Raw genomic sequence first — 25,735 nt, 5'->3', positions numbered from 1 at the left:
TTGGCCTTTATTATAATGTGTTGCGGTTTGACGCTGATGGTGACCGGCTGCCCTTGGCCGGTCCGACCGCCGGCGGTGACGGCTCCGGGAGAACTGCCGGCACCTGCCCTGCAATCCCATGAGGAAGCGGTTCGCTGTTACACGCAAGGCGATTACACAGGGGCCGCCAAACGTTTTGCAACCCTGCGCGAGCAGACCGGCAACCCTGTCATGGCACGCATGGCACTTTATGGTGAGGCGTGCGCCCGATTGATGGCCGCCGAAACGGTATCCGATTATTCTCGGGCTTTGGCGCTCTGGGAGGCATGGCTCGATACCGATCCCGGGGCGGTCGGCTATGAGGATGCACGCTTGTTCGCGCCCCTGGTTCGGGAAAAGATGGTCTTTTCCCACATGCCACCGGATCTGGACGCGCCGGGGGGCAATGGGCAACCGAACCCGGGTGCGCCCAAATGGTACATGGTGGAAGCCAACCAGGCCCTGCGGCAGATGACCCTGCGTCTGGATGCCACCGAGCAGCAGGTGAAAAACAAAGAACATCAAATCAAGACGCTTGAAAATGAGATCGACCGCTTGAATCAGCAAATCGAAGCCTTCGAAAAGATCGACCAACGGATCCAGGAACGAAAAAGCGCTATTCCCTCAACCGATTGATCCATTGATCCATCAGACGCATTGAACGTCGGGCCACATCGCTTCAGGCAACCAAAGGCCGTGGGGTTATTCCCCATTGGTGGACCGCCATGGCCGGCCCGACCGAGGAATTATCCATATGGCACAAGTGCCCAATCCAATACCGTCTTCAATTCTGATCGTCGATGACGATCCCCATGTATTGCAGGTGCTCGAAGCGCGCCTGCAATCGTCCGGGTTCAACATCCTCACGGCCGAAAGCGGGCAGGAGGCGCTGCGCCTGCTCAAGGACAACCGGGTGGATTTGATGATCTCCGACATGAAGATGCCCGGCATGAGCGGCATGGAGGTGATGGCCAAAGCCCGCGATCTGCAACCGGGGCTGCCGATCATCTTTTTGACCGCTTTCAGCACGGTGGCCGACGCGGTGCAGGCGGTCAAGGCGGGCGCCGTGGACTATCTGCCCAAGCCCTTCGACGGGCGTCAGCTGGTCTACAAATTGCGGCAAGTGCTCTCCGAACAGCCCCGCGCCGCCGGCAACGGCGATGAGGATGCCTTGATCGGGGACATGGAGGCCGCCGCCAGCCCCAAGATGAAAGAGCTGTACACCCTGGTGCAGCGGGTGGCTCAAAGCGATGTCAATGTGCTGATCCTGGGCGAAAGCGGGGTGGGCAAGGAGCGGATCGCCCGCTTGATCCATCGTTTGAGCGCCCGCCACAAGCACCCCTTCGTGGTGGTCGATTGCGGCAGCACGCCGGCCGGCCTTCTGGAGAGCGAGCTTTTCGGGCATGTGCGCGGCGCTTTCACCCATGCGGTCAGCGACAAGCGCGGCCTGATCGATACCGCCGACAAGGGCACCCTTTTTCTGGATGAAATCGGCAACATCTCTTCCGATATGCAGGTGCGCCTGCTCCGTTTTCTCGAGGATCGCAAAATCCGCCGCATCGGTGATCTGAAGGAGAACAGCGTCGATTGCCGGGTGCTGGCGGCCACCAACGCGGATCTGGTACAGGAGATCAAAAAGGGCAATTTCCGCGAAGATCTCTATTACCGGCTGCGGGTCGTCACCCTGCAAATTCCCTCGCTGCGGGAGCGCCGCGAGGATATCCCGGTGCTGGCCAAGCATTTCGTGCAGTCCTATGCGTGCCAGAGCGGCCTGCCGTCGGTGCAGGTGCCCAAGGAGACCGTCGATTACATCACCAAGTATCCGTGGCCGGGCAATGTGCGCGAACTCAAGAACGCCATCGAGGCGGGTATCGTGCTGTGCCGCGGCAATGTGCTGCGGCCCGAGGATATGCATCAGTCGGGACTGCCTACCCTTGCCGTGACCGCCGAGGCGCCGGCGGCCGACGACTCCTTTTCCCTGGAGGATACCGAACGGGGCGCCATCATTCGTGCCCTGAAGCAGACCGGCGGTATTCAGAAGGAGGCGGCCAAGCTCCTCGGCATCAGCCGCCGGGCGATTCACTACAAGATCAAGAAATATGAAATCGATGCCCACAGCCTGCGGGCGCGACAATAAGGGCGCGCGAGCAATGCATTTGCATTTGCAGTGCAAAGGGGGCGTCACCCCGGGCCCCGTTCTGTAACCAAAACCGGCCCCTCGTCTCTTCAAAGGTGTGGCATGAACAGCCTTAAAGGAGGCCCTATGAAAGAGTTGATCATATTGTTGGTGGTGTTGGGGGGATGGTTGGCGTTGCAGATCTATATCCTGCCCCGATTGGGGATTTCGACATGAATGCGTGATGCGTGTCAGGTGACACGCAAGGATCAAGATGAGCGAAGCGAACCGTTGCCCGACAAAGAGTGATCCCGACGCCGAATTGTTAAGGGCCGCCCGAAGCGATCCGAGGGCCGTGTTCCCCGAACTGGTCCGGCGCTACGAGCGGGCCCTGTACAATTTCGGAATGAAAATGTGCGGCGTGGCCGGCGATGCGGAGGATCTTGTTCAAGATACCTTTTTAAATGTATTCAGGTACCTGGATGGTTTTCGCAATGAAACCAAGTTCAAGAACTGGATCTATCGCATCGCCGCCAGCATCTGCATCAAGAAGCGTCGCAAGTCCAAATACGCACCCGAACGGGAGCTCTCCCTGGATGAATTTTTGCCGGCCGACGAAGCCGCCGTGGAGCAGGCGGTTCCCTCCTGGGCGGCGCTGCCGTTGGACCGGGTGCTCAACAACGAGTTGCGGCACCGGTTGGAGGCGGCCATCCTCGAATTGCCCGACAAGTACCGGGTGGTTCTGGTGTTGAGGGATATCGAGGGGTTCTCCACCGAGGAGAGCGGGCAAATTTTGAACCTGACACCGGCCAACGTGAAAGTGCGCCTGCACCGTGCGCGCCTCTTTCTGCGTGACCGCTTGAAAAGCTATTACGACGATGAGTGAACATCCTGTTCATACCCACCCGGATCCACGCTGCCGGGAGCTGTTCGCCCGCATGTCCGAATACCTGGACAACGAGCTGGACGGCAGCCTGTGCCGCGAGATCGAAGCCCATCTGGAGCGCTGCCACGCCTGCAAAGTGTGCATGACCACGCTGCAGCGCACCGTTGCCCTGTGCCGCCAGGCGGGTAAAGCCCAGGTGCCCGACTCCTTGTCGCGGCGGCTGCGGGAACTGATCGGCACCCTGGCCAAACCCTGACAGGGCGTAAGCAGCGCACTTGATCAAACCAATCCGACCCAAATCATGGCGCCTCAAATGCGAATTTATTGTATCGCGAGCCCCTAGCTGACGAAGGTCAGATCGGTCAGGTTGGCGCACAACAGGCGCAGCATGGTTTTGGCCTCGGAGGGGCGCAGGATATCGGCCACCGCTTCCCAGTTGCCGCGCACCATGGCCCGGGCTTCCTCCCGGCACTGTTCCAGCACGCCTGAATGCTGGACGATCTCAATCCCCCTGTCCAGCGCGGCCGCGTCGCTCCGCAAATCAGCATCCCACATCAGGCGTCGCAGGTGGGTGCCCGCATCTCCCCGAACCTGCTCCAGGGCCTGGATAATCACGTAGGTGGGTTTGCCCGCGGCAAGATCCTCGCCGACGGTCTTGGTCCAGGTGTGCGAGGGACTGAAGTTGAGCACATCGTCCAGGATCTGAAACGCCACGCCGAAGGCTTCGGCAAAAGCCATCAACTTGCGCCGCGCTTCACCCTGCGTATTGGTGATGATGCAGGCGGTTTGGGCCACACCCACCACCGAGGCGCCGGTTTTGGCGGCATACATGCGCAGCACCTTGTGCGCCAGGCCATCGGACAGCCAGTGCTCCAAACGGTCCCGGGACATGAATTTGGACCAGTGGATGTCCATGGCCTGTCCGAAATGGGCCTTAACATAATGCCTTATAATTACTTGGTAAATCTGTTCCCTCTGGACAACCGTGAGGGCCGGGTGATTTTCCAGCAGCAACAGTGGCAGCATGTAGAGGGTGTTGCCGGCGTTGATGGCCAGGTCGAGGCCGTATTGCAGGTGGATGGAAGGCCGCTTGCGCCGCAGCAGGGAGTCGTCTTCGATGTCGTCGATAATCAGAGAGCCCAGGTGGTTCAATTCGAAGGTGGCCGCCAGGAGTTGTTCAAAGGGTTTGTGGGATCGACCCAGGGCTTCGAGCAGCAGAAAACCGAATATGGGGCGCCACCGTTTCCCGCCCCGACTGAACATGTCCCAGACCGGTTCGGCCAGCATGGTGGTGTGCAACTCCGGTTCACCGGGCTCGGGGCGGTCCACGAAGCGGGCACAGCTGTCGTGGTCCAACACGGGAGGCAGAAACGCCTTGATCAGGTCGTCGATGTGTTCGATCCAGCGGTCCAGGTAGGTCTGAAAGCGGTGGATGTACCCATAGCCGTGCAGCTCCAGGCGTGCACGACCGGCTACCGGCTGTCGGCCGCGAAATCCCGTGACGCGGCAGGCGCCTTCCCAAACCGTGCGCATGGTGCCGAACAACGGGATTTCCTGGTCATCCGCCAGCGGGGTCAGGGTGAGGTGGAGTGCCTGCATCGGCAGGTGCAGCTCCCAATCCAGCGGGTAACGGCAACGGGTGGTGCCGCTTTCCCAGGTTCGGGTGGCATGCGCCGCGAAGTCCGTCAACAGTCGGGGGCCGTTAATCCCATCGGAAACAAAAGCTTGTTGCAGGGTCGTTGTGTTGTCCTGCATGTCACGGCTGACATACAGCATGATGTCCGTGCCGTCATCCAGATTGATGCCGAACCACTCCCAACCCAGCACCCGCTTTTTGTCCGCGCCGCTGTTGAGCAAGCCGTGGTCCCCCCATTGGTGGTCGAACCACGCCTCGCCGTGCACCGCCTGGCCGGCGACCGAACCGGCCAGCGTCAGCCGGGGTGTGCAAGCATAGTTCATCTTGAAATCGCGCGCTTTGTCGGCGGACACAAAAAAACGGTGGGAAACGGGTTCGCAGTGCAAAGAACAGATCGCTTCATCTTCCGGTGAGCGGTACAGGAGGTGGATTCGATTTTCGGTTTGCCGGATGCGTGTGTCGCCCCATGAACAATCCAGCCGGTCGATGGTGTGATGCACCGGCGCGGATTCCAGGCGGATCGGGTGGGGAGGGCCGTATCGGCGGAGTTCATCGGCCAGTATGGCGATGATGTCGGCGTCCAGGTTGTGTCGTTGCTGATATTCCAGCTTGGACAGAAAGATGTCGATCACCGCCGGGCAGATTTCGCTGCGGTATTGATGGCGCCTTGTGGCGGGGTCGAGGTGCGAGGTCAGCAGCAGATGACCCGTGGTATCGGCGCCATCCGGCAATGTTTCTTGGATTTTGAACAGGACCGACAGAAAGTGGCGCCGGGGTGTGTGCCGTCCTTCGAACCAGCCTTGCACAAACCACCACTCCAGCGGTGTGTCAGGATGTGGCGCTTCACAAGGCATGGAATCCGGTGGTGCATGGGCGGCGGTTCGCTCAACGGGCATGGTTTGTTGACTCTCCATCGGCGCCATAAAGCAAGGACAAGGCCGCAGGCGCGTGGCAGGCGTTATCCGTCCGGCGGCCATTGCACCCGATGGTTCGCCCAAAAGTTGCATCGGCGCGATCCATCATGGTGCGTTTGGCTGGAAGTTCCCCTAAAATAAGGAACGCCCGGATCCACTTTCGTTTCGTTTTAACACCGATGAAGTGCGAAATCCAGCCAGGAGGGTGTTTTGCAGCCGTCGCGACCAAAGGATCAGGGCCGGCATGAACAGGATATCACTGGCCAGTGCCGCGGCGGCGGCCAGGGCGGCCAACAGCCCGAAGGCGGCCGCCGGTTTGAAGGGTGAAAGACCCAAGGTCAGCAAGGAGAGCACGATGATGGCCGAGGTGGCGATCAGCGCCTTGGCGCTGACCCGATAGGCATGGGCCAGGGCGGCCCGGATTGGCGCCGCCTGCGTTCCTTGGCCCAGTCCTGTCTTGAGATGGGTCAGGTAGTGGACCGTGTCGTCCACCGACAGGCCGAAGGAGACCACCGCCACCATGATGGTCATGTTGTCCAGCGGAATGCTCAGCCAGCCCATGGCGCCGAAGAGGGCGGCCAGGGGAAAGAGGTTGGGAATCAGGCTCAACAGCCCCAGGCGCCACGACCGGAATTGCACTATCAACAGCAGGGCGATGAGCACCAGGGCCAGGGCCAGGCTGCGGGACTGGGCGGCGATGAGCCGCTGGGACTGGGCATGGGCCAGGGCCAGGCTGCCGGTGACCCACACCTGCCCTACGCCTTGCAGCTGCTGATCGGCCAGGGCGTCGATGCGCTGGAGCAGTTGGTCGAAATCCGTGCCGTTCTCCTCTTCTGTCCACAGGGAGATGCAGAAACAGCGGCTGTCGAAATCGACACTGCCTTCGAACAGGCGCCGGCTGTCGGGATGGGACAGGGCCCGGCGATACATCTCCTGAAATAGGTATGGGGAGTCGTACAGCGATCCGCCATCGATGCCGAACAGCCCCTGGTGGAAGGTTTCCAGCACGCGGAAAAAGGAGTGGCCGGCCGTCACGCCGGGCAGTTGCAACAGCGCTTGTTCCAACCCTTGAATGGCCAGCAGCGCTTGGGCGTTGAGGGGTCGGTCCGGATCGGTTTCCACCATCACGTGGATGGCGTCCGGATCGGCCAAACGCTCTTTTATCAGGCGGTGGCTGACCATCTCCGGCGCTTCGTCGTGAAACAGGCTCAGGAAGCGGGTGTCCACGGTGATGCGCGGCATGCCCATGAACAGCAGGACCAGCAACAGCAGGCCGCCGGCCACGAACAAGCCCGGACGGGCCAGGACCAGGCGGCCCAGTCCTTCATGAATCCTGGCCAGCAAGTCGCTCTCGCGGCGGGCGATGGCGCGGGGGGTTAAGGCGGGCAGCCGCAACAACAGGAAAGGCAGCAGCAGGTAGACCAGGACGAAGGCCAATATGGCGCCCAGGGCCATGATCAGGCCGAATTGGCGCACGGCTGATATGGTGCACAGGGTGATGGCGGCAAAGCCCGCGGCGGTGGTAACGGCGCACATCAGGCTGGGCCGAGCCACGGTGTGCACCGCCGCGCGCAGGGCCGTTTCGCCATCGGCGGTATCGCGCAAGCGGTCGTAATAGTGGGTGACCAGGTGGATCACCGCCATGGCTGTCAGGATCAGAAGCATGCCGAAGGCCATGCTGGATACGGGGTTCAAGGTGATGCCCAGAAGCCCCATCAAGCCGACGACCCAAAGGACGGCCGTGCCGGAGATGGTTAAAATCACCAAGGGGACAAGGACGCCTTTAAAAATGTAGAGTTGCACCAGCAAGCCCACCACCATCGACAGCAGCATGAAACGCCAGGCATGGGCGGCGTTATAGCGGCTCACCGCTTCCAGGAAGACCGGCACGCCGCTCATGTGCAATTCCACCGCAAGGGGCGCGAAGGCCTCGCCGACGATGGTGCGGAATTGTTCCAGCAACACGGTGGTGGCCACTTGCTGGCGGTCGATGGGTTGCAGACGGATCAGGACGCCCAGGGTGCGGCCGTCCAGGGAGATCAGTTGATGGATCGCCGGCCAGGTGCTGCGCATCCGTTGCAGCAGTTCGTAATCCAGCACCGGCCCCGTCGGCCCTTCGGCCGCCAGCGGCCGCGGCGTGATGCCGCCGCCGGCGTTTTGCACCGTGGCCATGTCCAGCAGGGTGGTCACTGCCACCACATCGGGTATTTGGGCCAACCGCTCCGCCGTGCGCGCCAACCCCGCCAGCACCGGCGGGTGATCGGCGCCGTTGTCCGAGGTGAGGGCCGCGATGATCACCCGGTCCGAACCAAAGCGTTCCAGATAGGTGGCGTAACGCCGGTACTGGGGCGCCTCCAGGTCGATCAAGGCGTCGAACCGGCGGTCCATCTCCAGGCGCAATGCCAAAAAAACCCAGACCACCGTCGCCCCCAGGGCACACCAGAAGCAGATCTTGCGATGATCGATGAGGGCGTTGAGCAGTCGTGTCAAGTGAGTCGCGTTTTTCGGGTTTATAGAGTTTGTTGAGTTTATTGGGTTTTTTGGGTTGGGTGAAGGTGCCCGGGGGCCGGGCACCTTCACTGGGTTATATTGTGTGTAGCGTCAGGGGGTTGTCGGTCAACTGGTGGTTGGCTGTTTCCAGGTGGTCGCGGCCGGCGATGACGGCGGTGCCGGTCGGGGCGCGGCCGGGGGTCAGATAGGTGTCGGCGGCGGCCAGGGCTTTTGCCTTGGTCACCTGGAGCAGTTGCTGTTTGAAGGCCTGGCGGGTGTCGTCGTCCAGGCCCACCACCCGGCGCAGGAAGGCTTTGCGGGCGGCGGCGCCGGGCGGATCGGGCTTGTCGATTTCAGAGCAGACCTGCAGCAGCGCTTCCTTGATGTCCTCGTCGGTCAATCCGGCGGCGCGCAGAAAATCGGCGGCGCCGGCATAGACCTGGAGGGTGCGTTCGATGTGCGGATCGCGGTAGGAGGCCATGCTGAACAGGCCGCTTTCCGGATTGTAGAGGGCGAAACCGCCGTAGGCGCCGCCCTTTTCCCGGATTTCGCGATGCAGGTAGACCGAGCGCAGCAGCTTGCTCAGCACACTGAGCACCGGCGCGTCGGGATGGCCCAGGGCGACGGTGGGCACGGTGAGGGCCACGAAGGCCACTGCGCTGGAGGTGCTCCAGCCTTCCCGGTAGGCCCTTGGCGCGGTTTGCGGCGGCAGCAGGGCGAATGTGAGATCCTGCGCCGGCCGTTTGAATCCGGCCAGAGTCGCACCGCTCAGCGTGCGCGAACGGGCCGCGGCCACCGCTTCGGTTTCGCCGACGGCGGCCATGACCAGGTTGTCGGGCGTAAAGAGGGAACCGGCAATGGCCGTCAGTTTATCGGCCAGGTCGCGCAATCCCTTCTCGTCCGCCGCCTTGGCCGTCTCGCGGACGGTGCGCAGTTGGTGGATGCCGCCCCAGGTTTCGCCGAGGGCGCCGGCAGTGCCGAAGCCGCGGGCGGAGAGGGAGATGGCCAGCCGGTGGCCGTTGTGTACGATCATGGCTTCCAGGGCCGAGCGATACTCTCCCAACAACTGCTTGAGACGCGCCAGGTCGTGGCAGCTGAATTCGGCGATCAGCTCTTCCACGATACCGTACATGGGATCGATGTTGCGCGTTAGGCATTTGGCGCTGAGCTGCACCAGGGGCAGGCACGCGCCGCTGCGGCCGTAGATTGCCCGCGCCTGGGCGCTGAGCCCCAGGCCGCCGCTGGCGGCGTCGGTGCGGCGGGCGATCTGCACATAGTCGCTGCTGCGGGTGCCCATCTTGGTGAAGGCGTAGCAGAAAAAAGGCACCCAGGGCAGCAGTGCGTCCTCGACGGCGCCGGCGCCGAGGGCGCCGGTCAGATAGTAGATCCCCGACGTGGGCTGGGCATAGTGCCACAAGGGCAGTTCGCCATCCAAGGCGGTGGGGGCGCAGGTTTGCACCTCGGGGGGAATGTCGGAGCGCGCCAGCGTGGGCAGGCTGCTGACATCCTCTTCACTCTCCTGGCGCTGTTGCAGCAGTCGGGCATCTTCTTCGATCTTGCGCCGCGCCGCGTCATCCAATTGCGCCAGGCGCTGTGCCAACTCCCGGCGCTCCTGTTCCTGTTCGCGGGCCGCCTGCTGCGGGTCCGGTGCCAGCACCATGCGCACCCGGTGGGGGTTGTCCAGGAAATAGGTTTGGATGCGTTTTTCCAGAAAGGGGCCGGCGGCGATCTCGCGGTGCAGCCGTTCGAAATCGGCGTCCAGCTGCAGGATGCGATCCGGATCGCCGCCGTGCAGCCAACTGCCGATGCTCATCAGCAGCAGTTTGAGGCCGTAAGGGTAGGGGGTGTTGGTCACCTCCTTGCGGTGGAACTCGATCTGATGAATGGCCGAGGTGGTCATTTCCGGGTCGATGCCTTCCGTTGCCAATCGCGTCAAGGTGTCCAACACGATCCGCTCCACCGCCTCGGCATCGGTTTCGTCCACATCCTTGAGGCCGCAGGCGAAAAGGGTGTCCCGGTTGTCGGCGTCGAAGCCGCTGGCGTCGCTCAGGGCGCTGCCCAGCCCCGAGTCCATCAGCGCCTTGCGCAACGGCGAGGCCGGATTGCCCAACAGCACCTGTTCGATCACCGCCAGCACCAGCACCTCGAAGGTGTCGCGGATGTCGCACAACAGCCAGGCCAGGCCGGCCTGACTGTGTTTGACCGGGTCCTCCGTGGGGGCCAGGGGATAGGTGTAGCGCGCGGTGCGCGGCGCGCTCCAGCGGGGCTGGCCCGCCACCTCGGTGTTGGGATCGATGCGGCTGAAGCGGCCCATCACCTTGTCGGCGATCACCGCCAAATGGTCCACCAGGGGCAGATCGCCATAGGTGTAGAAATAGGCGTTGCTCGGGTGGTAGTGGCGCCGGTGAAAGGCCTTGAGTTGGGCGTGGGTCAAGGTGGGAATCACCGCCGGATCGCCGCCCGAATTGTTGCCGTAGGTGGTGTCCGGATAGAGGGCGTTGAGCAAAGAGCGGCTCATCACCTGGTCGGGAGAGGACATGGCCCCTTTCATCTCGTTGTAGACCACCCCCTTGTACACCAGCTGCCGTTGCTCGCCTTCCCCTTCCAACTCCAGCCGGTGGCCCTCCTGCTTGAAGCTCAATTCGTCGATCACCGGAAAAAAGGCCGCATCCAGATAGACATCCAGCAAGTTGTAGAAGTCCTTGCGGTTCTGGGTGGCGAAGGGATACATGGTCCAATCCGACGCGGTGAAGGCGTTCATGAAGGTGCTCAGGCTGCGCTTGAGCATGGAGAAGAACGGGTCGCGCACCGGATACTTCTCCGAGCCGCACAGCACCGTGTGTTCCAGGATGTGGGCCACCCCCGTGGAATCGGTGGGCACCGTCTTGAAGGTCACGCCGAAGGCGTTCTCCGCGTCGGCCTTGGCGATATGCAGATGCCGCGCGCCGGTGGCCATGTGATCCAGCAGAAAGAGGGTCGCATCGATCGCCTGCAGCGGGGTGATGCGAATGACGCGATAGCCATGGATCTCCTGGCCCACGGTCAGCTCGGGGGTCGAAGGTCGGTCGTTGGTCGGGGTCATGGGGCTGCTTTCGTTACAGGTTCAGGGAAAACACAAGGCGGGGAGGTCAAGCCTGCAGATAGACGCCGCGGCGCTTGCGTTGGATCTTTCCCAGCTTATGCAAACGGAAAAGAATATTGCGCAACTTTTTCTCCGGGTGGCCGGTCTGCAACTGAATCTCGGCAAACCCCACCCCATCCGGATAGCGGCCGATCACATCCAGCACGATGTCGGCTGCGGTGACCGTCGCCGCCCGCTCGGCCTTGCGGGCCTCGGCATTGCGCCGGCTGCGGCTGGTGCTCAAGGCCGTCAGGGCCCGTTCCACCCGGTCCAATCGCTCGATGATGCGCTCCACATCCCGCTTGGTGGGAATGCTGTAACTGTTCATGAAAAATTTCACCATCGCATCGAAACTGACCGATTTGCCCTTCTTCTTGGCCATGCCGCGCTCCGTCTTGCCCGTTGCGTTTCCGTTGCAGTTGATATTTTGATAACTATCAGGCATATAAGCTGATAGCTAATGAATTGTGCATCAAAAGTCAAGGAAAAGGCGGCCCCAAGCCATGACATCGCCACGCACCCTGCTCAAAGCCTGGAACCTGCTCGCCCGCAAGGAATTGGGCCAGAACTTTCTCACCGAACCCACTCTGGCCGCCCAAATCGTCGATCTGGCCGGCATCGGCCCTGATGAAGCGGTGCTGGAAATCGGCGCCGGCCTGGGCGCCCTGACCATCGCCGCCGCCCGCCGCGCCGGCCGCATCATTGCCGTGGAAAAGGACACCCAACTGGCGCCCCTGCTGCGTGCCGAACTGCTGGCCAACGGCCTCGAACAGGTGACCGTGCTCGAGCAGAACATCTTCACCCTGGACCTGCCCCGACTGGCCGACGAGATGGGTCAACCCCTCACCGTCATGGGCAACCTGCCCTACAACATCTCTTCCCAGGTCCTGGTCAAGCTGATCCACGAACGCCGGGCCGTGCGCCGGGCCATTCTGATGTTCCAGAAAGAACTGGGCGACCGCCTCTGCGCGCCGCCGGGCAGCAAAACCTACGGCCGCCTCTCGGTCATGCTCCAATACTGCGCCGACATCACCGTGCTGCGCACCGTCAGGCCGGAGCTGTTCTTTCCCAAACCCAAAGTGGATTCCGTGGTCCTGGCTATCGACTTCAAAACCGCCATCCATCCCCCGGTGGGCGACGAAGCCCTGCTCGAACAGGTGGTCCAGGCCGCCTTCGGCCAACGCCGCAAAACCCTGCGCAACGCCCTGGCCGGCGGCCTGCTGCCCCTGGACAATGCCGCCGCCCTGCAAGTGCTGCAAACCGCCCGCATCGATCCCCGCCGCCGCGCCGAAACCCTCACCGTGGCCGAGTTTGTCGCTCTGACCGATGTGCTGGAGGGCCATTTGGCCACCTGAAAAGGATCGCTCGGCCAAATGCCGCCTGCTACCAAGAAGACGCCTGATCGAGAACCGCTGATGGGGAATCATCCGGTGGCGTGTCACCCATCGCCTGCATGCCATGCGCCCGCCGGATTCGGCATTATGATACGTCAGCCCATAGCCTCTTCCGCCTCAACAGATAGAGGCTGTCGAAAGACAAAATAGTGGCGGCCAGCAGGCTTTCGATGTCTATCTGGCCCGCAGCCAGGAAATTAAGAACCGCCATCCGAATGGCCCATCAGTTGGACATTGAGGTGTTGTGGCGGCGTGGCAGTTGACGTGATAGATGGGATTTGAAGCCTATTTTTTCATCATCATTCCCATTTGTAGCTTCCAGGGGGGAATCCCGGTCCCTTGGGGGCTGCTATCTTTTGCTGACCTCAGGACTATAAGCCTTACGCTGAGGACGTGGTGCGGGGGCTCCATCACGATCCCCCCGCACCACGTGTGCTTGTATAGCAGCGTTTAGTTACCCCCAGCGAAAGGTGGTTTGCAAAGCAAAACCGACGCTGGCACAAGTTTTAATGAAAATGCTATTGTTGATTCATTACTCCATTAAGTGTACCCCAAGTAATTTGACCAGGACCGCACACATAACCTGCTGCATCGAATGTCATCGCTGTTTTTTCAGTATCCAATCTTAGCGTCCCTCCAATATCCCAACCCGCACAATCAGGGTTGTTGCTATCTGATTGGCTAACAAGCATATTAAAGTAGAAAACACCATTTTGAACGTAACCGACTAATGCATTTTGGTCTTGGGGCCTTGATTGGTTAATGAGTACCCCTTCTAATTGGTTATTCCATATGGCTAATTCGATTCGCATGGGACGGGTATCATTGTCATAGTTACTGTTGAATGCCAGGTTCCCGGTCCATGTCCCGACAAAATCTGACATTTGAGATGGGTCGGGGTCTGGTGGTTCGATTGGCGGAACAGGGTCATCTGTATTGACAAAATCAATCGATATAAGGCCGTTGGAACCATAAAATAAGAAGGCAAAATGAAATATTGATATTTCAATCAATTCATTCTCTCCCACTTGTCTGCCAACCATCTCCGATAAATAGCCGATCAAATGCATCATAATTGATTCATTTGCAGTGTCTATTAAATTAAGTGTAATCGCTTTTCGCACAGTGAGTTTCTTTATTCCTAAAGATAAACCTCCGGTTGAAACAAATGCAACATTACTTGAAACAGCGAATGGAAGATTTGCCAATGTAACAACATTAGGGATCTGAGAAGCTAATTCTCCAACGGTGCAACGAATAGTTGTTTTGGTATAGTCAACCTCACTTACATTTTCTATTATAAAATCTGTTAGCTCATAGAGAGCATCACCTGCTTTATAACCTGTGTAAAGCGCTAACGCGCAACCAACCACCAATATTGGGCCAGATACTACTACAAATGCAGGACCGCCATTATTAACAATCCATTGGTCGGAATTAATAAGATCCACCGCGTAAATTAAAGGGGCATAGATGGCTTGCGGATCATATACAGCTATTGTAGCAACACCTTCATTTTGCTCATACTCTACAGCAATTTCTGAGAGTGGATGTCCCTGCTCATCTGTAACCTCCAATTCAATATCCTTATTAAAGGAAAATGTGTCCAGAACGGCTTTTCCAGAACTATCGGTTGTTGTGGTTGCAAAAAAATGATCACTGAGAATTTGCAGCTCACTTTCATTATTGTTATTGAACGATTCAACACTTCCACCTCCTCCACAACCATAAATTGCAGGCATAATAATCATAATAAGTGACAAAAACACACGAAGGAAAAATGATGAAGGACATTGTTGTTTGAGCATTTCTTTTCTCCTCCTCAAGATAATATGATGGGTAGTTGGTAGTTATACATTGCCTTTGCGGTTTCAAATATCAATTAGCAGGACTCGGAAAAGTGTTGTAATGGTCTGTAATTGTGCGATTGCGATTTGCAAAAATCTCGATTTTGGAACCTTCTGCCATGTGTTCTTAAAGATAGGCGTTATTTTTGCTTATCGGCAAATCAGATTGTAACTTTAGAGATTCGAGGAAAATAGTGTATGTGGTGCTATCGTATCGTGAGTCCTGTACCAAAGGTTAATGGCAGCAATAACGGAAAACGAACCAAAACGAAAGGGACTTCCGCCAAGGGATAACATTAGGGCACCATGTAAAAATCAAATCGAAAAACTATTGATGAGCTGCTCATGGGCCCATGGGGTGCTTTGAGCTATTTGGTTTGAACTCCGGCGTTGAGTGATTATTTCCTTTGAGCAGTTTGGTGGCCCTATTGCATAAGATGCAGAAGATTTACCGCCCGCTGTTTTCGCCCATGAAGAGTGGTGTAAAAAGGGACGGTACCCATTCGGGTACTATCCATGCTTGTGTGATTTGCAATATACGTTGAACAATGTCGGAAATATTGAACCCATACTAAGACAGGCTCGGAAAGCCAAGGGATTGATAGAAAACGAGCGGACTATCATTGCCGACACCGAGGAAGCTGTAAACGCTACGATATCTGAGGGACAACCTTTGTAAAGGGAGAAGTACGGATTATGATGAAATTGAATGGAAAGGTAAACGCCCTTTGTTGTGTTCTGATTTACTTGATTTTTTTCCTCACGGCAGCGGTGACATTGTCTGGTTGTAGTGGCGGTGGCGGCGGAGATGGTGGTAGTGGCGGTGGCGGTGGAGAAGAAGCCAGAACAATAACCATATATGGTTCCGTAATCATGGACACCGGCGTGTCCAACTCAAAAGTAAGTGTCCTTTCAGCAGAGACCTCGCAGATATTGGCAACGGCGAATACTGATTCCAATGGTTATTGGGAGGCGGAGATCACAGCCAGCGCACTGGCAGCGGATGATAATCTGGTATTGAGCGCCGAAAGTCCGGTCAACAACCTTGTCATACGCTCATTCGTATCAGCCGATGACATCCGTAGCGAAGGAGACCGCTATACCTCTAATCTTTGCGCTATTAGCAACTATACGGAAGCGCTTTTGATCTTTGCAGAGGCAGACGGCCAGGATATATCAGCGGCATACCTCGACGACATGATATCTGTCGGCGGAAATGGACATCCGCAGCCGACCGGGTATCCAAATGTGGATCGTTTTGCCGCAAGTATTCGCTCCGCCTACTATGATCGTTCGCCAATCAGCCTCGCTCAAAGTCGAGCAAATCTTCTTGGGGAATACATATTCATTCGTTGGCCAGCAATTTTTAAAGCGAGCGAATCGACAACATTATCTTTGCCACGAACTGGACCGCTCGCAGGCTATTCCTTGTCCATCGTTGAGAGAACCGGACTTCAAGGTGCGACAGTTTCCAGCAATGATGTTGTGGTCGACGCCGGTGGTCCGGCCACTGGTGATGTTACATTGAGCCTTGCAGGCAAGGGCGTCTCAGCGGTCACGGTTTCATTGCCTGTTTTGGTTACCGAATCCAGAGAGGTATTTTCCCGGACCATTCCGCAAGGCGAATTCACCATCACAGCGCCGGATCTTAGCCTTGATATTCCATATGATGCTTTTGAAGATGGTGCGCACGTTACAATTCACGAAATGACACAACTGCCTTCCGGTTTGCCGGTTGGCGTGCTTAAGGGTTATGACGTTAACCTTGGACGTGAACCGAACGAACCGGTTACCATCACATACAATCTTGCCGATGGCCAAAGCGCAGATGATGTTATTCTGATTCACATTGATCCAGCCGGGAAAGAAGCGCGCTATGTCTATCCGGACACCTCTGCGCCGGTTGAAGGGGTGGCGTCCTTTTCACTTAGCAGTTTGTCGCCTACCTTCCTGGCAATTAGGCCCAATGGCAATTACAATTTGGGCATGACCTTCTATGTGGAAGAACTCATGGTCAACACAAAGGAATCATTTGAATTCATAAAGAATTTTATTATCGATTATATTGATGACGATGATAGAATCAAAAGAATGTCAATGGTTCCAGCCCCCAAGGGTGATGCGCAAGCCGGCCTTTCAGAAAATGATGAAATCATCGAGTATTTTACCAAATTTACAAGCCGGGCGCTCGCGTCCTTTATGGAAATCGGGGCGGACGAAGAAAACCTGAATCAACTGGCAGGCATTTCATTTCGCTATGGAGCCTTGTCTAGCTCGGTAGATGCAAGAATCGAGTATGAAAATCTTCGTGAAAAGGTAATCGTTGTCGCGCTAAAAATAGCAAACGTTATGCCTGTAAACGGCATCGAAAAAATGGCCCTCATAGAGGAATTTAGAAACGAGTTGGGTAGCGGGAATTATGAACCATATCTCGATTCTCGCCTTCTAATCGATGACGGACACGGATTTGGTTTTTGGTTGCCCTCGGCGGCCTACGAAATGATCCATTTAAGCCAAGGGGACATAGAAACCAGATTTCGCAATATTGAAAATACGATCCTGGCCGCACAGATGACCGATTCCGAAAGATGTTCCGTATTTCAAGAAATGTCACGTTATGCGGAAGCGGAAAAGCTGCTCCTGCTTGCCAGATCCCCCAAGCTTCCTGCAGATGAGCAGTATGTCTCTGGCGAACTGGCTGCGTTATCGAAAGAGTGCCTTGGTTCAGCTAACCGGGAACATATAGAATTATACAATCGTCTTGTAGATGCCGGCCACGAGGTCGTATTAGGGTCGAATGGTCTAAAAGTGATCGCATTGCTTAATCAACAAAGTCAGAATGTTATCAATAAATATTTCAAAGCATTCAATGATACAAATCGCATAAACGTCACCCGCCTTCAAATACAAAATGCCCCAAAAAATGCATTAAACGGAGGATATTATGGTTCGAATGGCGGTCGCTGGTTTCAGGAGCAATATTCGGGAGTAGACGTTCTGATTCCCAATCAGACCTACCAGGATCTTCGGGCAGTGAAGCGTTGGGTCGACGCTTTTTCTGACAGAGCAAATCGGTGCGATATTCCCGATAATGCTTTTGTCAGTGCACCTATGATCAGCCCAAGCGCGGGCGAATATACCAGCGCGCTGGTCGTAGATCTATCGAGACCCGGCGCGACGATCCGCTATACAACCAATGGCAGCATACCTTCACGCACAAACGGAACCATCTACACTGAACCGTTTTCAGTTACAACAAACACCGTTGTCCAGGCAGTTGCTTATGATGACACAGCCATATCGCAAGTCGCAAGCGCAAATTATACAATGAGAGCACCTTCGTACACCGTCAGTGCGAACGCAGGCACGGGCGGATCTGTAACATCATCGTCAACACAAACGGTCAGCAACAGACAGACAGCAGCCTTTACGGTCATTGCCGCAAGCGGTTACAATCGGAGCAATACTGTTTCAACAAATTGTGCAGGTGGCTCCGGGTCCTGGTCCGGCAATACCTATACAACAAAGCAAATTACATCTGACTGTTCGGTGTTTTTCAGCTTTGTACAAGCAGGCGGCGGGTCGGACAGAACGCTAACAAACCACGGAACAATTAATGACATAAGTGGCCGGAAAGATGAGAAATTTTATTACCAGTTTTTCGTTCCGGCAAACTCGTCAAAGTTGGAAATATCTATATGGCACACACCTGGCGCTGACTCTCCTAGGAACGCGGATTTGTACCTTAGACATGGCACCCGTCCGACTACGAAAAATTCCGACTTCAAAGTGGTTAGTAATGATCGTAGTAAACACATCATCGTACAGAATCCTCAGTCCGGGTATTGGTATGTCATGATTCATGCTTTTGCCGACTTCAGCGGCGCCAATCTATATTCTGCATACACAGCGGGCGTAGCACAGCACACCGTTACCGCCACGGCGGGAACAGGTGGCTCGGTTTCCCCGACTTCGCGCACAGTTAACCACGGATCGGCAACAATATTCACGGTGACCCCCAATTCCGGGTACACCCGCGGGAATGCAACCGGTAGCTGTCCGGCCGGTTCATGGAGCGGAAATACCTACACCACCGGGACCATCACGTCAGGATGTTCGGTAAACTTCGATTTTGTCGCATCATCGACCACACACACGCTGCAAGTCAGCAAATCCGGTTCCGGCCAGGGCACGGTCACCAGCAACCCGGCGGGGATTAGCTGCGGTTCAACATGCGGCGCTTCATTTGCCGGCGGTCAGTCGGTTTCCTTGTCTGCGGACGCGGCGAGCGGGTCAACATTCGCTGGCTGGGGCGGTGAATGCTCCGGATCAGGCACTTGCCAAGTTACAATGAATCAGGCGCGCAGCGTCACGGCGACATTTAATGTAGACGGTAGTAGTAGCACACCAATCACTGAGGAAAACCTTGCCGGTAGTTGGCGAATCACCATCACTGATAGTGCCTATGATACAAGCACATATTACATCGATGTAACCTTGTCCAGCAATGGAACTTTTGCCTATACGGAGGTGGATCCATCCGTCAATTATTATTATTCGGGAAATGGAAACTGGTCATACAATGAAATCAATCGATATTTCGATGCCTACGCCAACAACCAAGGTTTGTGCACGGGGACCCTATCTGCCAATGCAAGCAACAACGCATTTTCAGTAGCCGGGAATTTCTACAACAGTGCAGCAACATACAATTGGGTCCGAACGGATTCGAATAGCCAGATTAGGTTCCAAGAAAATTTTAACACTGATCCAGAGTATGCACTCCATTTCTCAGAAGGGATGTCGTCTGTCTGCAATTTGGGCTGGGATAATGGAAGTTATTTCGCTCATGTGGTTGACAATACGACGGAGTGGTATTGCCTATCAGAAGGCCCTGTTTTTGAACCTGTTAAAGAGTCGGATGGGTTCTATATTGAATTTTCAATTAATCCAGTTAAGCCAGACTGGGGCCATTATCCCGGTCTATATTTTGTCAGCTCAAGCACGAATTTTCCCGTTGGTGGTGATTTATATTCACTAAGCTTCACCATTAACTGGTCGGACAATGTTATTAAAAAGTTCACGTTACGTACAGAAAGTGGCACCGAATTCCTAAGCCCAACTATCCCAGTAATCAATGAGTGGTATGATGTTGTCATATCGAAGGATCAAGTCAGTGGAAGCATGAGTATTAGAATTTTCCGACAAGATGGTAGTGTATTTGTTGATTCTTCCAACCTTGAAATTGATGTGAAAGAATTTGACAGAGTTTATATTGGCGAAATCCAACGGGGTCCCATTAAGTATGGTCAGTCTGCCCAGATACGCGTTGGAAATATTCTAGTTCGATAGTTCGGTGGTATGTCCTTGGGCTTTGTGTATAAGCGTGTAAAAGTAAGTGTCGCTTCAGGAGAGTTTTCGCAAGTATTGGACACGGAAAATGCTCAATATTGCTATTGCTTGGGTCGGAGATCAGAACCAGCACGATGAATTAAAATGATAATTCGGTACCTATTTACGTGGCAAGGAAACAGGTATTAATCTGAAGAGCTCTATAATGGGGTTTAATTTCTATGTTGAAAATAAAATGCAGGACCAAAAGATCATATGATGTTTTACCTATTCTTCTGATCTGCCTTTTCTTTGGGTTTGTTGTGTTAGGTTGTGGTGGAGGTGGGGGGGGCGGCGGTGGCGAGGGTGCCGAGCAATTCAATTATTCTCGTTACGGGAAAATTGATCATCTAAATGACATTACTTTAGATCTTGTATGGCTTGATTATTCGCAGGCTCAGATTTCCAGCGGCCGTATTTATGGATTAGAGCGTAGGCCGCGTGTAGGTGAATATATCGGTCTTTCTGTACTTAACAAGGACACCGGAAAGCTATATTACAAGATTGATTTGAACACTACCAATTTAAACGCGTTTGCAATCCATGGCCGCTATTTATTTGCCATGTCATCAGATAATGAAATATCAGTTTTCGATGTTTCATCTGAAACAAACTATATCAAGCTCGATAGTATTCCACTCTCGACTTGTGGGCACGTACAGTTTATGGAAGTTAAGAACGACCTTCTTTATATTATCGGTACTAAAGGCCTCAATGTTGTCAATATTTCAGACTGTTCAAATCTATTTGTTGTATATTCGAGCGAAATCGATGAGGCTTACAAAACCGAGAAAGAGGGAGGCGTTGTTGATGCGCGATATCTGGTCGTCAACCACGCTAACGGAGTGGGTATTTATGATATTAATTCCAGCTCTGATTTTAAAATGGTCGACTACATCACATGTTCGGGATGTAGATTAGAAACGGATTCCGATAGATTTTACATAAATGGGCACTATAAATCACCAATCGAAATATATCGGCTTGACAATTCAGGGGTTGCGAGGAAGGTTGGAGAAGTTAAGAGTCATATCGAGGGGATCGGCGGCTTCGCCGCTTCTAATGGCTTCTTGGTGGTGGGTGGCGGTATTTATAATAGCGATTTTGGAGAATATAGTAGAAGCTATGATGTGATACTTTATGATGTTAGGCATTCAGAAGCTCCAAAGGTATATGATTTTTTGAGCATAAACAAGGAGCCCCATCATGGCCAAAGTCATCAAGGGACCAGCCTTCTTTTTGACGGTTTTCGTATTTGGGCTTCGAATGGTACTAAAATTACATCTATTTATTCACTGGTTAACACAACTTCAGATCTTTTTGTTGCCCCTCCCGAATATCACCCGCCGCCAGGCCTATATTCAACGGCACAATATGTATCTATTTCAACCGCAACACCAGGGGCAATCATAAGATATACAGCTGACGGAAGTATACCAACGATCACAAATGGTTTCACTTATCGTACGCCGATTATGGTCAACGCAGATACGGTCTTTAGGGCAATTGCATATTCCGGCCATGATATCTCAGAAGTAAGCACAGCATCTTACTCCATTGGCAATAACGCTCTTCATATTGTCACGACCAATTCGACCAGCGGTGGAAGTGTGACACCTTCGAGCAGGTCAGTGCAGCAAGGGACGGTGACAACTTTTCACATAATGCCTGAAAATGGTTTTTCAATTGATAGTGTTGAAACTAATTGTGGAAGCGGTGGATCATGGTCAGGTAACGTTTATACTACTCCGGTTATTGAAAATAGCTGTTCGGTGACTTTCGTTTTTAAAAAGGGCGATATTATTGTTACGGCAAGCGCAGGCACAGGCGGCAGCGTATCGCCAAATAGCCGGACGGTAAACAACGGCTCAATGACAACATTTACCGTAAGCCCCAACGCAGGCTATGAGCGCGGTCCGGCAACAACTAACTGCGGTCCTGGCGGTTCCTGGTCTGGCGATACTTATACAACGCCGGTAATTACCGAACCATGTTCCGTGAGTTTCACATTCGAATTGTCCACGCCAAGACAATGTTTTGTTGAAACTACATCAAATAATCTTGGTGTTTATGAACGCCACGCCGTGGACTGCGGCAACACAGCAACATTTTCCTTTGACGCCAACTCGCCCTTGATTGGCGCAAAAGTTATTACGGATTGCGGTGGCAGTGGTTCATGGGTTGGAAACATTTATAGATCACCGATCATAACAGATAGTCTGTGCCGGATACATTTTTTGACATTCGAACACATTGATGCAGCAAGCGCCTTTTATCAAAATCTTATTCTTGAGAACGACGGAATGTTATGGGCCTGGGGTGCTAATGAGGGTACTTTTGGAGATGGGACACTGACCGACAGCTCTACGCCTATAGAGATTGAAGGTTTTGATGGAGGAATCAGCGTGTCCGCCGGCCTGTTGCACAGCCTTGTCCTTAAAAGCGACGGAACGGTATGGGCTTGGGGTCGGGGGCCACTTGGAGATGGAATTTCTACCAACCGCACGACCAGCACAGTCCCGATTCAGGTGTCAGAACTAACCAAGGCATCTCGTATAGCCGCAGGTTTTTATCACAGTTATGCTCTGGAGAACTCTGCAGTTTACGCTTGGGGTTCCAATGACTATGGGCAACTTGGGGATGGCACAACCTCCAGCCGCACAGTCCCGACTCGGGTATTGTTTAACTCTCAGATTCGCAGCATTGCCGCGGGTGGATATCATGGTCTAGCCCTTCAATTTGGCAACGTCTGGTCTTGGGGCCGTAATGATAGTGGTCAGCTTGGAGATGGGACATTCACTAATCGACCTACTCCGGTTCAGGTTTTAGATCTTAGTGGTGTCATCAGCATTGTTGCCGGAGCCGATCACAGTCTTGCCCTTAAAGATGACGGTACGGTATGGGCATGGGGTGCGAACATCTATGGGCAACTTGGAGACGGTACAACGAATGACAATGCCAAGCCTGTTAAGGTGCAAGGGCTTAATGGTATAGTCAGTCTTTCTGCTGGAGGTGCTCACAGTCTTGCTCTAAAAGATGACGGCACAGTATGGGCATGGGGTTTAAACAACTACGGACAACTTGGAGATGGTACAACTACCGACAGATTTACACCGGTTCGCGTGCCTGGACTCCATGGAATAGAAATGATTGCTGCCGGAGGACTTCATAGTCTTGCACGCAGTATTAATAGTACCTTTTGGTCCTGGGGTCGAAATAATTATGGCCAGCTTGGCGACGGGACAACCACAGATCGTTTAACACCGGTTCAGGTGTCCGGATTCAACGATGGTGGCGAGGGTGGTGGCGAGTTCCCGTTGCTGCCTGAATCTGAAGCACACTTCAATGTTTACGGGTACAGAGGGATACCTTATACAAATTTCATAAATGGGCCACCACCCTTTGAGGAATTCGAATTGATATACAACGCGAAACAATCTGTTGATGTTGATATTCCAATTGATGAATTTACAATGGTATGGATGGAAACAAATTTTGATTACTACTATGCACCGCGACCATTTGGCTACGACTATATTGCGTTAGATGACGGTAGCGGGAGCATGAATAATTGGTATTCTTCGAATATCGAGGGCGGTCCGTCCGGCTTCCTGCAAGCCGTTTCATCTAAAGATGGTCAGGTCGCTTATGGAAAAATATTGGTGTTCCCTACGGGAAATGCTTCCGTTTTGTCTGTTAAAACTATTTCTTCTTCTGAGCTGGATTGAAAGAAACTTGTTATGGGAGACTATAGAAGATATACGTGGCATACTTGGACATTCAATATCAATATCTCTCGTGTTAACCTAAAACAACGTAATTGGTTGGGATATAAAGAAACAAGGCCTTGGGAGGTGTTAGTGCAGGAAGCTCTTGCCTGAAACTGGCGAATCAATCACCATCACCGATAGTGCCTATGATTCAAGCACATATTACATCGATGTAACCTTGTTCGGCAATGGTATTTTTGCCCATACGGAGGTGGATCCATCCGTCAATTATTATTCGGGAAATGGAAACTGGTCATACAATGATAATAGCCGATATTTCGATGCATACGCAAACAACCAAGGTTTGTGCGCGGGACCCTCTCCGCCAATCCAAGCAACAACGCATTTTCAGTAGCCGGTAACTTCTACAGCAGTGCAGCAACTTACGATTGGGTTCGTACCCATTAAGAATGCTTTTATCCGGGGGGGGCAGCTGGCAACCGCCCAGTGTGAGCCTCCCTTTTTTTTGTTTTGCCTAAAGACTTGAATGCACAACCGACATTAGGCGAGTGCAAAAATCTCCCGCTTTTTCAACATCGCTTTGTAGAGGATTTCAGTTCTTCCCTTGGCGTTGAGTTTTGCGGCAATACTGTTGAGATGCTTCTTGACGCCGTTGTCGGAAATGTCCATTGCCATGGCAATGGCGCTGTTAGGGTACCCCAAGGGCAGGAACGAGAGCAGTTCGACTTCCCGGGGTGTGAGGCCGATACCGGTCAAGTGTGAAAAATCTTCTGTGGGGCCGTAGGGAATCAGTTTCAGAAGAATGGCGTTTTTGCCACCGTTCAAGGTGATGGGGAATCCGCGACAGAGAAAGTGGCCTCCGGGCGGGTATTGTTTAAAAGAGAATGTGGGCATGGGGGAGGCGCTGTCTTCCGGAACATGCCTTTCACGCTGGATGGTTTTCAGCAGATCCTCCGGTATCCCTCCAATATCATTTGTATTATAGTGTTTTTGCAAAAAGTAGGCGGTTCTTTTAGGAAGATGAAGCACCTCCAGGTGGACGTTTAATAGTGCGAAATAGACCTCTTCCGTTTCGATCAATTTACTGAAGTATGTAACAATCCACTGCAACTGATGAATTCCACCCATGGGTCAACCTCATGGCTTTTTTAGATGAAAATGGTTGCCGATCGAGTGCTTATCGCGCTGGGACGATGGACCGTCCTTTCCATTTCTCACCCCCTTTTGTTCAGGCCTGACCCATCAATTTCCGAATCATCCAGAATGAACAGATAGGGCAGAATGAACAGATCGGACGTTACAAAAAAAGACACCCGCTGCGCAAATTTTTTACACATTATTTCGAGAAATCAAGCGGCGCGATTTGACAATTGCATCTGATTGGTTTTAATATCGGGGCATTGAAGCGAAAATTCCTCCTTGACCATAGATTGGGAAACAGCGTGGATGCCTGAATCAACGGATGCGGATTTTGCCATAAACTGTGCGGATGATTTGCCCGGTTACCGTCAACAACTGATCCTGCAATACCAGCCCGGCGTTTTGCGGGCCATCCAAGCGGTGCTCGGACGTTGGGGCGGCGCTCCCCGTGAGTGGGTTGCCGAAGATCTGTCCCAGGAGCTTTTTGCCGCTCTTTTTGAACACAACGGTGCTAAACTGCGTTCATTTCAAGGGCGCAATGGTTGTTCCTTGCGCACCTGGCTGCACACTGTGGCCGTGCGGCGCGTACTGAACCATCTGAAGCGGTCCCGCTCTGCCGATGCATCCTTGGAGGAGCGGGAGAGCGCCATGGCGGACGATCGATTGCCGGCAGATGAGGCATTGATGCATCGGGAGGCGGTTGCATTCCTGCGCGAGGCCGTGGCGCAACTGCCCGATATGGACCGGTTGGCCTTTCGCCTGATTTTCGAGGACGGCCTTGGATACGATGCGGCGGCCGAGGTGTGCCGATTGAGCAAAGGCGCGCTCTATACCCGAATCTTTCGGATCAAGGCGCGTTTGCGGGATCAGGTGCGCAAGGCCGGCTTTTTGTAAGATTTCTTGTAAGAATGGGATCGGTTGTGTGTCCAAGAGTAATATCCGGCGGAGTTTTTTTGGTAACGTCGGAATGATTTGGATTTGTTTTCCTAATGGAATTCGCCTGCGGCAGGAGTGCTATCGCGAGCTGAACCGTCCGCCCGCGGAGATGGTG

14 protein-coding genes are annotated in these 25,735 nt (G+C 54.2%); 8 read left to right on the top strand and 6 right to left on the bottom strand.

What is annotated here, in order from left to right; translation table 11 throughout:
* The first annotated feature begins 27 nt into the window (after positions 1–27).
* The 4 genes from MRX98_RS06570 to MRX98_RS06555 all read left to right on the top strand — a co-directional run bounded on the left by MRX98_RS06570 (position 28) and on the right by MRX98_RS06555 (position 3,276).
* Positions 28–654, top strand: a complete 627-nt coding sequence (locus tag MRX98_RS06570) for a hypothetical protein (protein ID WP_246904106.1) — start codon at positions 28–30, stop codon at positions 652–654.
* Positions 655–772: 118 nt separating this feature from the next.
* Positions 773–2,155: a sigma-54-dependent transcriptional regulator gene (locus MRX98_RS06565; protein WP_246904104.1), complete on the top strand. Its 1,383-nt coding sequence runs from the start codon at positions 773–775 to the stop codon at positions 2,153–2,155.
* Positions 2,156–2,408: 253 nt separating this feature from the next.
* Positions 2,409–3,020: an RNA polymerase sigma factor gene (locus MRX98_RS06560; RefSeq protein WP_246904102.1), complete on the top strand. Its 612-nt coding sequence runs from the start codon at positions 2,409–2,411 to the stop codon at positions 3,018–3,020.
* Complete coding sequence (locus MRX98_RS06555; RefSeq protein WP_246904100.1) at positions 3,013–3,276, top strand: anti-sigma factor family protein; 264 nt, start codon at positions 3,013–3,015, stop codon at positions 3,274–3,276. Before MRX98_RS06560 ends, MRX98_RS06555 begins: the two co-directional genes overlap by 8 nt.
* An 83-nt stretch (positions 3,277–3,359) precedes the next feature.
* Here the strand turns inward: MRX98_RS06555 and MRX98_RS06550 are convergent, their stop codons facing one another.
* From MRX98_RS06550 to MRX98_RS06535, 4 genes are all read right to left on the bottom strand, one after another.
* The gene (locus MRX98_RS06550; RefSeq protein WP_246904098.1) at positions 3,360–5,552 is read right to left on the bottom strand and encodes a polyprenyl synthetase family protein; all 2,193 of its coding nucleotides are present in this window, start codon (positions 5,550–5,552) and stop codon (positions 3,360–3,362) included.
* A 150-nt stretch (positions 5,553–5,702) separates the two neighbouring features.
* Positions 5,703–8,060: an efflux RND transporter permease subunit gene (locus MRX98_RS06545; protein ID WP_246904096.1), complete on the bottom strand. Its 2,358-nt coding sequence runs from the start codon at positions 8,058–8,060 to the stop codon at positions 5,703–5,705.
* Positions 8,061–8,154: 94 nt separating this feature from the next.
* Entirely contained in the window at positions 8,155–11,142 is a 2,988-nt protein-coding gene (locus tag MRX98_RS06540) for an insulinase family protein (RefSeq protein ID WP_246904095.1), read from the bottom strand.
* Positions 11,143–11,188: 46 nt separating this feature from the next.
* Positions 11,189–11,563, bottom strand: a complete 375-nt coding sequence (locus MRX98_RS06535) for a hypothetical protein (protein ID WP_246904094.1) — start codon at positions 11,561–11,563, stop codon at positions 11,189–11,191.
* 121 nt (positions 11,564–11,684) lie between these two features.
* Between MRX98_RS06535 and rsmA the strand changes: the two genes are divergently transcribed.
* Positions 11,685–12,536, top strand: a complete 852-nt coding sequence (gene rsmA, locus MRX98_RS06530) for a 16S rRNA (adenine(1518)-N(6)/adenine(1519)-N(6))-dimethyltransferase RsmA (RefSeq protein ID WP_246904093.1) — start codon at positions 11,685–11,687, stop codon at positions 12,534–12,536.
* Between the two features lie 557 nt (positions 12,537–13,093).
* Here the strand turns inward: rsmA and MRX98_RS06525 are convergent.
* The gene (locus MRX98_RS06525) at positions 13,094–14,383 is read right to left on the bottom strand and encodes a hypothetical protein (RefSeq protein ID WP_246904091.1); all 1,290 of its coding nucleotides are present in this window, start codon (positions 14,381–14,383) and stop codon (positions 13,094–13,096) included.
* A gap of 735 nt (positions 14,384–15,118) precedes the next feature.
* Between MRX98_RS06525 and MRX98_RS06520 the strand changes: the two genes are divergently transcribed.
* Both MRX98_RS06520 and MRX98_RS06515 read left to right on the top strand, forming a co-directional pair.
* Complete coding sequence (locus MRX98_RS06520) at positions 15,119–19,774, top strand: InlB B-repeat-containing protein (protein ID WP_246904090.1); 4,656 nt, start codon at positions 15,119–15,121, stop codon at positions 19,772–19,774.
* 221 nt (positions 19,775–19,995) lie between these two features.
* Entirely contained in the window at positions 19,996–23,541 is a 3,546-nt protein-coding gene (locus MRX98_RS06515; protein ID WP_246904088.1) for an RCC1 domain-containing protein, read from the top strand.
* A 543-nt stretch (positions 23,542–24,084) separates the two neighbouring features.
* On the opposite strand, the gene MRX98_RS06510 is transcribed toward MRX98_RS06515, so the two are convergent.
* Complete coding sequence (locus tag MRX98_RS06510) at positions 24,085–24,672, bottom strand: helix-turn-helix transcriptional regulator (protein ID WP_246904085.1); 588 nt, start codon at positions 24,670–24,672, stop codon at positions 24,085–24,087.
* Between the two features lie 318 nt (positions 24,673–24,990).
* Here MRX98_RS06510 and MRX98_RS06505 point away from each other — a divergent pair, with 318 nt between their 5' ends.
* Entirely contained in the window at positions 24,991–25,578 is a 588-nt protein-coding gene (locus MRX98_RS06505) for an RNA polymerase sigma factor (RefSeq protein WP_246904083.1), read from the top strand.
* Positions 25,579–25,735 lie beyond the last annotated feature (157 nt).

This window comes from Desulfatitalea alkaliphila, assembly GCF_022968795.1.
GTDB classification, from domain to species: Bacteria; Desulfobacterota; Desulfobacteria; order Desulfobacterales; family Desulfosarcinaceae; genus Desulfatitalea; species Desulfatitalea alkaliphila.
This window is presented reverse-complemented; position numbering and strand designations above follow the sequence as displayed.

Excerpts from the sequence above, each read along its gene's own strand:
- rsmA (WP_246904093.1), top strand. The coding sequence starts at position 11,685 with ATGACATCGCCACGCACCCTGCTCAAAGCCTGGAACCTGCTCGCCCGC.
- MRX98_RS06555 (WP_246904100.1), top strand. The coding sequence starts at position 3,013 with ATGAGTGAACATCCTGTTCATACCCACCCGGATCCACGCTGCCGGGAG.
- MRX98_RS06565 (WP_246904104.1), top strand. The coding sequence starts at position 773 with ATGGCACAAGTGCCCAATCCAATACCGTCTTCAATTCTGATCGTCGAT.
- MRX98_RS06505 (WP_246904083.1), top strand. The coding sequence starts at position 24,991 with ATGCCTGAATCAACGGATGCGGATTTTGCCATAAACTGTGCGGATGAT.
- MRX98_RS06510 (WP_246904085.1), bottom strand. The coding sequence starts at position 24,672 with ATGGGTGGAATTCATCAGTTGCAGTGGATTGTTACATACTTCAGTAAA.
- MRX98_RS06515 (WP_246904088.1), top strand. The coding sequence starts at position 19,996 with ATGTTGAAAATAAAATGCAGGACCAAAAGATCATATGATGTTTTACCT.
- MRX98_RS06535 (WP_246904094.1), bottom strand. The coding sequence starts at position 11,563 with ATGGCCAAGAAGAAGGGCAAATCGGTCAGTTTCGATGCGATGGTGAAA.
- MRX98_RS06525 (WP_246904091.1), bottom strand. The coding sequence starts at position 14,383 with ATGCTCAAACAACAATGTCCTTCATCATTTTTCCTTCGTGTGTTTTTG.
- MRX98_RS06560 (WP_246904102.1), top strand. The coding sequence starts at position 2,409 with ATGAGCGAAGCGAACCGTTGCCCGACAAAGAGTGATCCCGACGCCGAA.
- MRX98_RS06520 (WP_246904090.1), top strand. The coding sequence starts at position 15,119 with ATGATGAAATTGAATGGAAAGGTAAACGCCCTTTGTTGTGTTCTGATT.
- MRX98_RS06550 (WP_246904098.1), bottom strand. The coding sequence starts at position 5,552 with ATGCCCGTTGAGCGAACCGCCGCCCATGCACCACCGGATTCCATGCCT.
- MRX98_RS06540 (WP_246904095.1), bottom strand. The coding sequence starts at position 11,142 with ATGACCCCGACCAACGACCGACCTTCGACCCCCGAGCTGACCGTGGGC.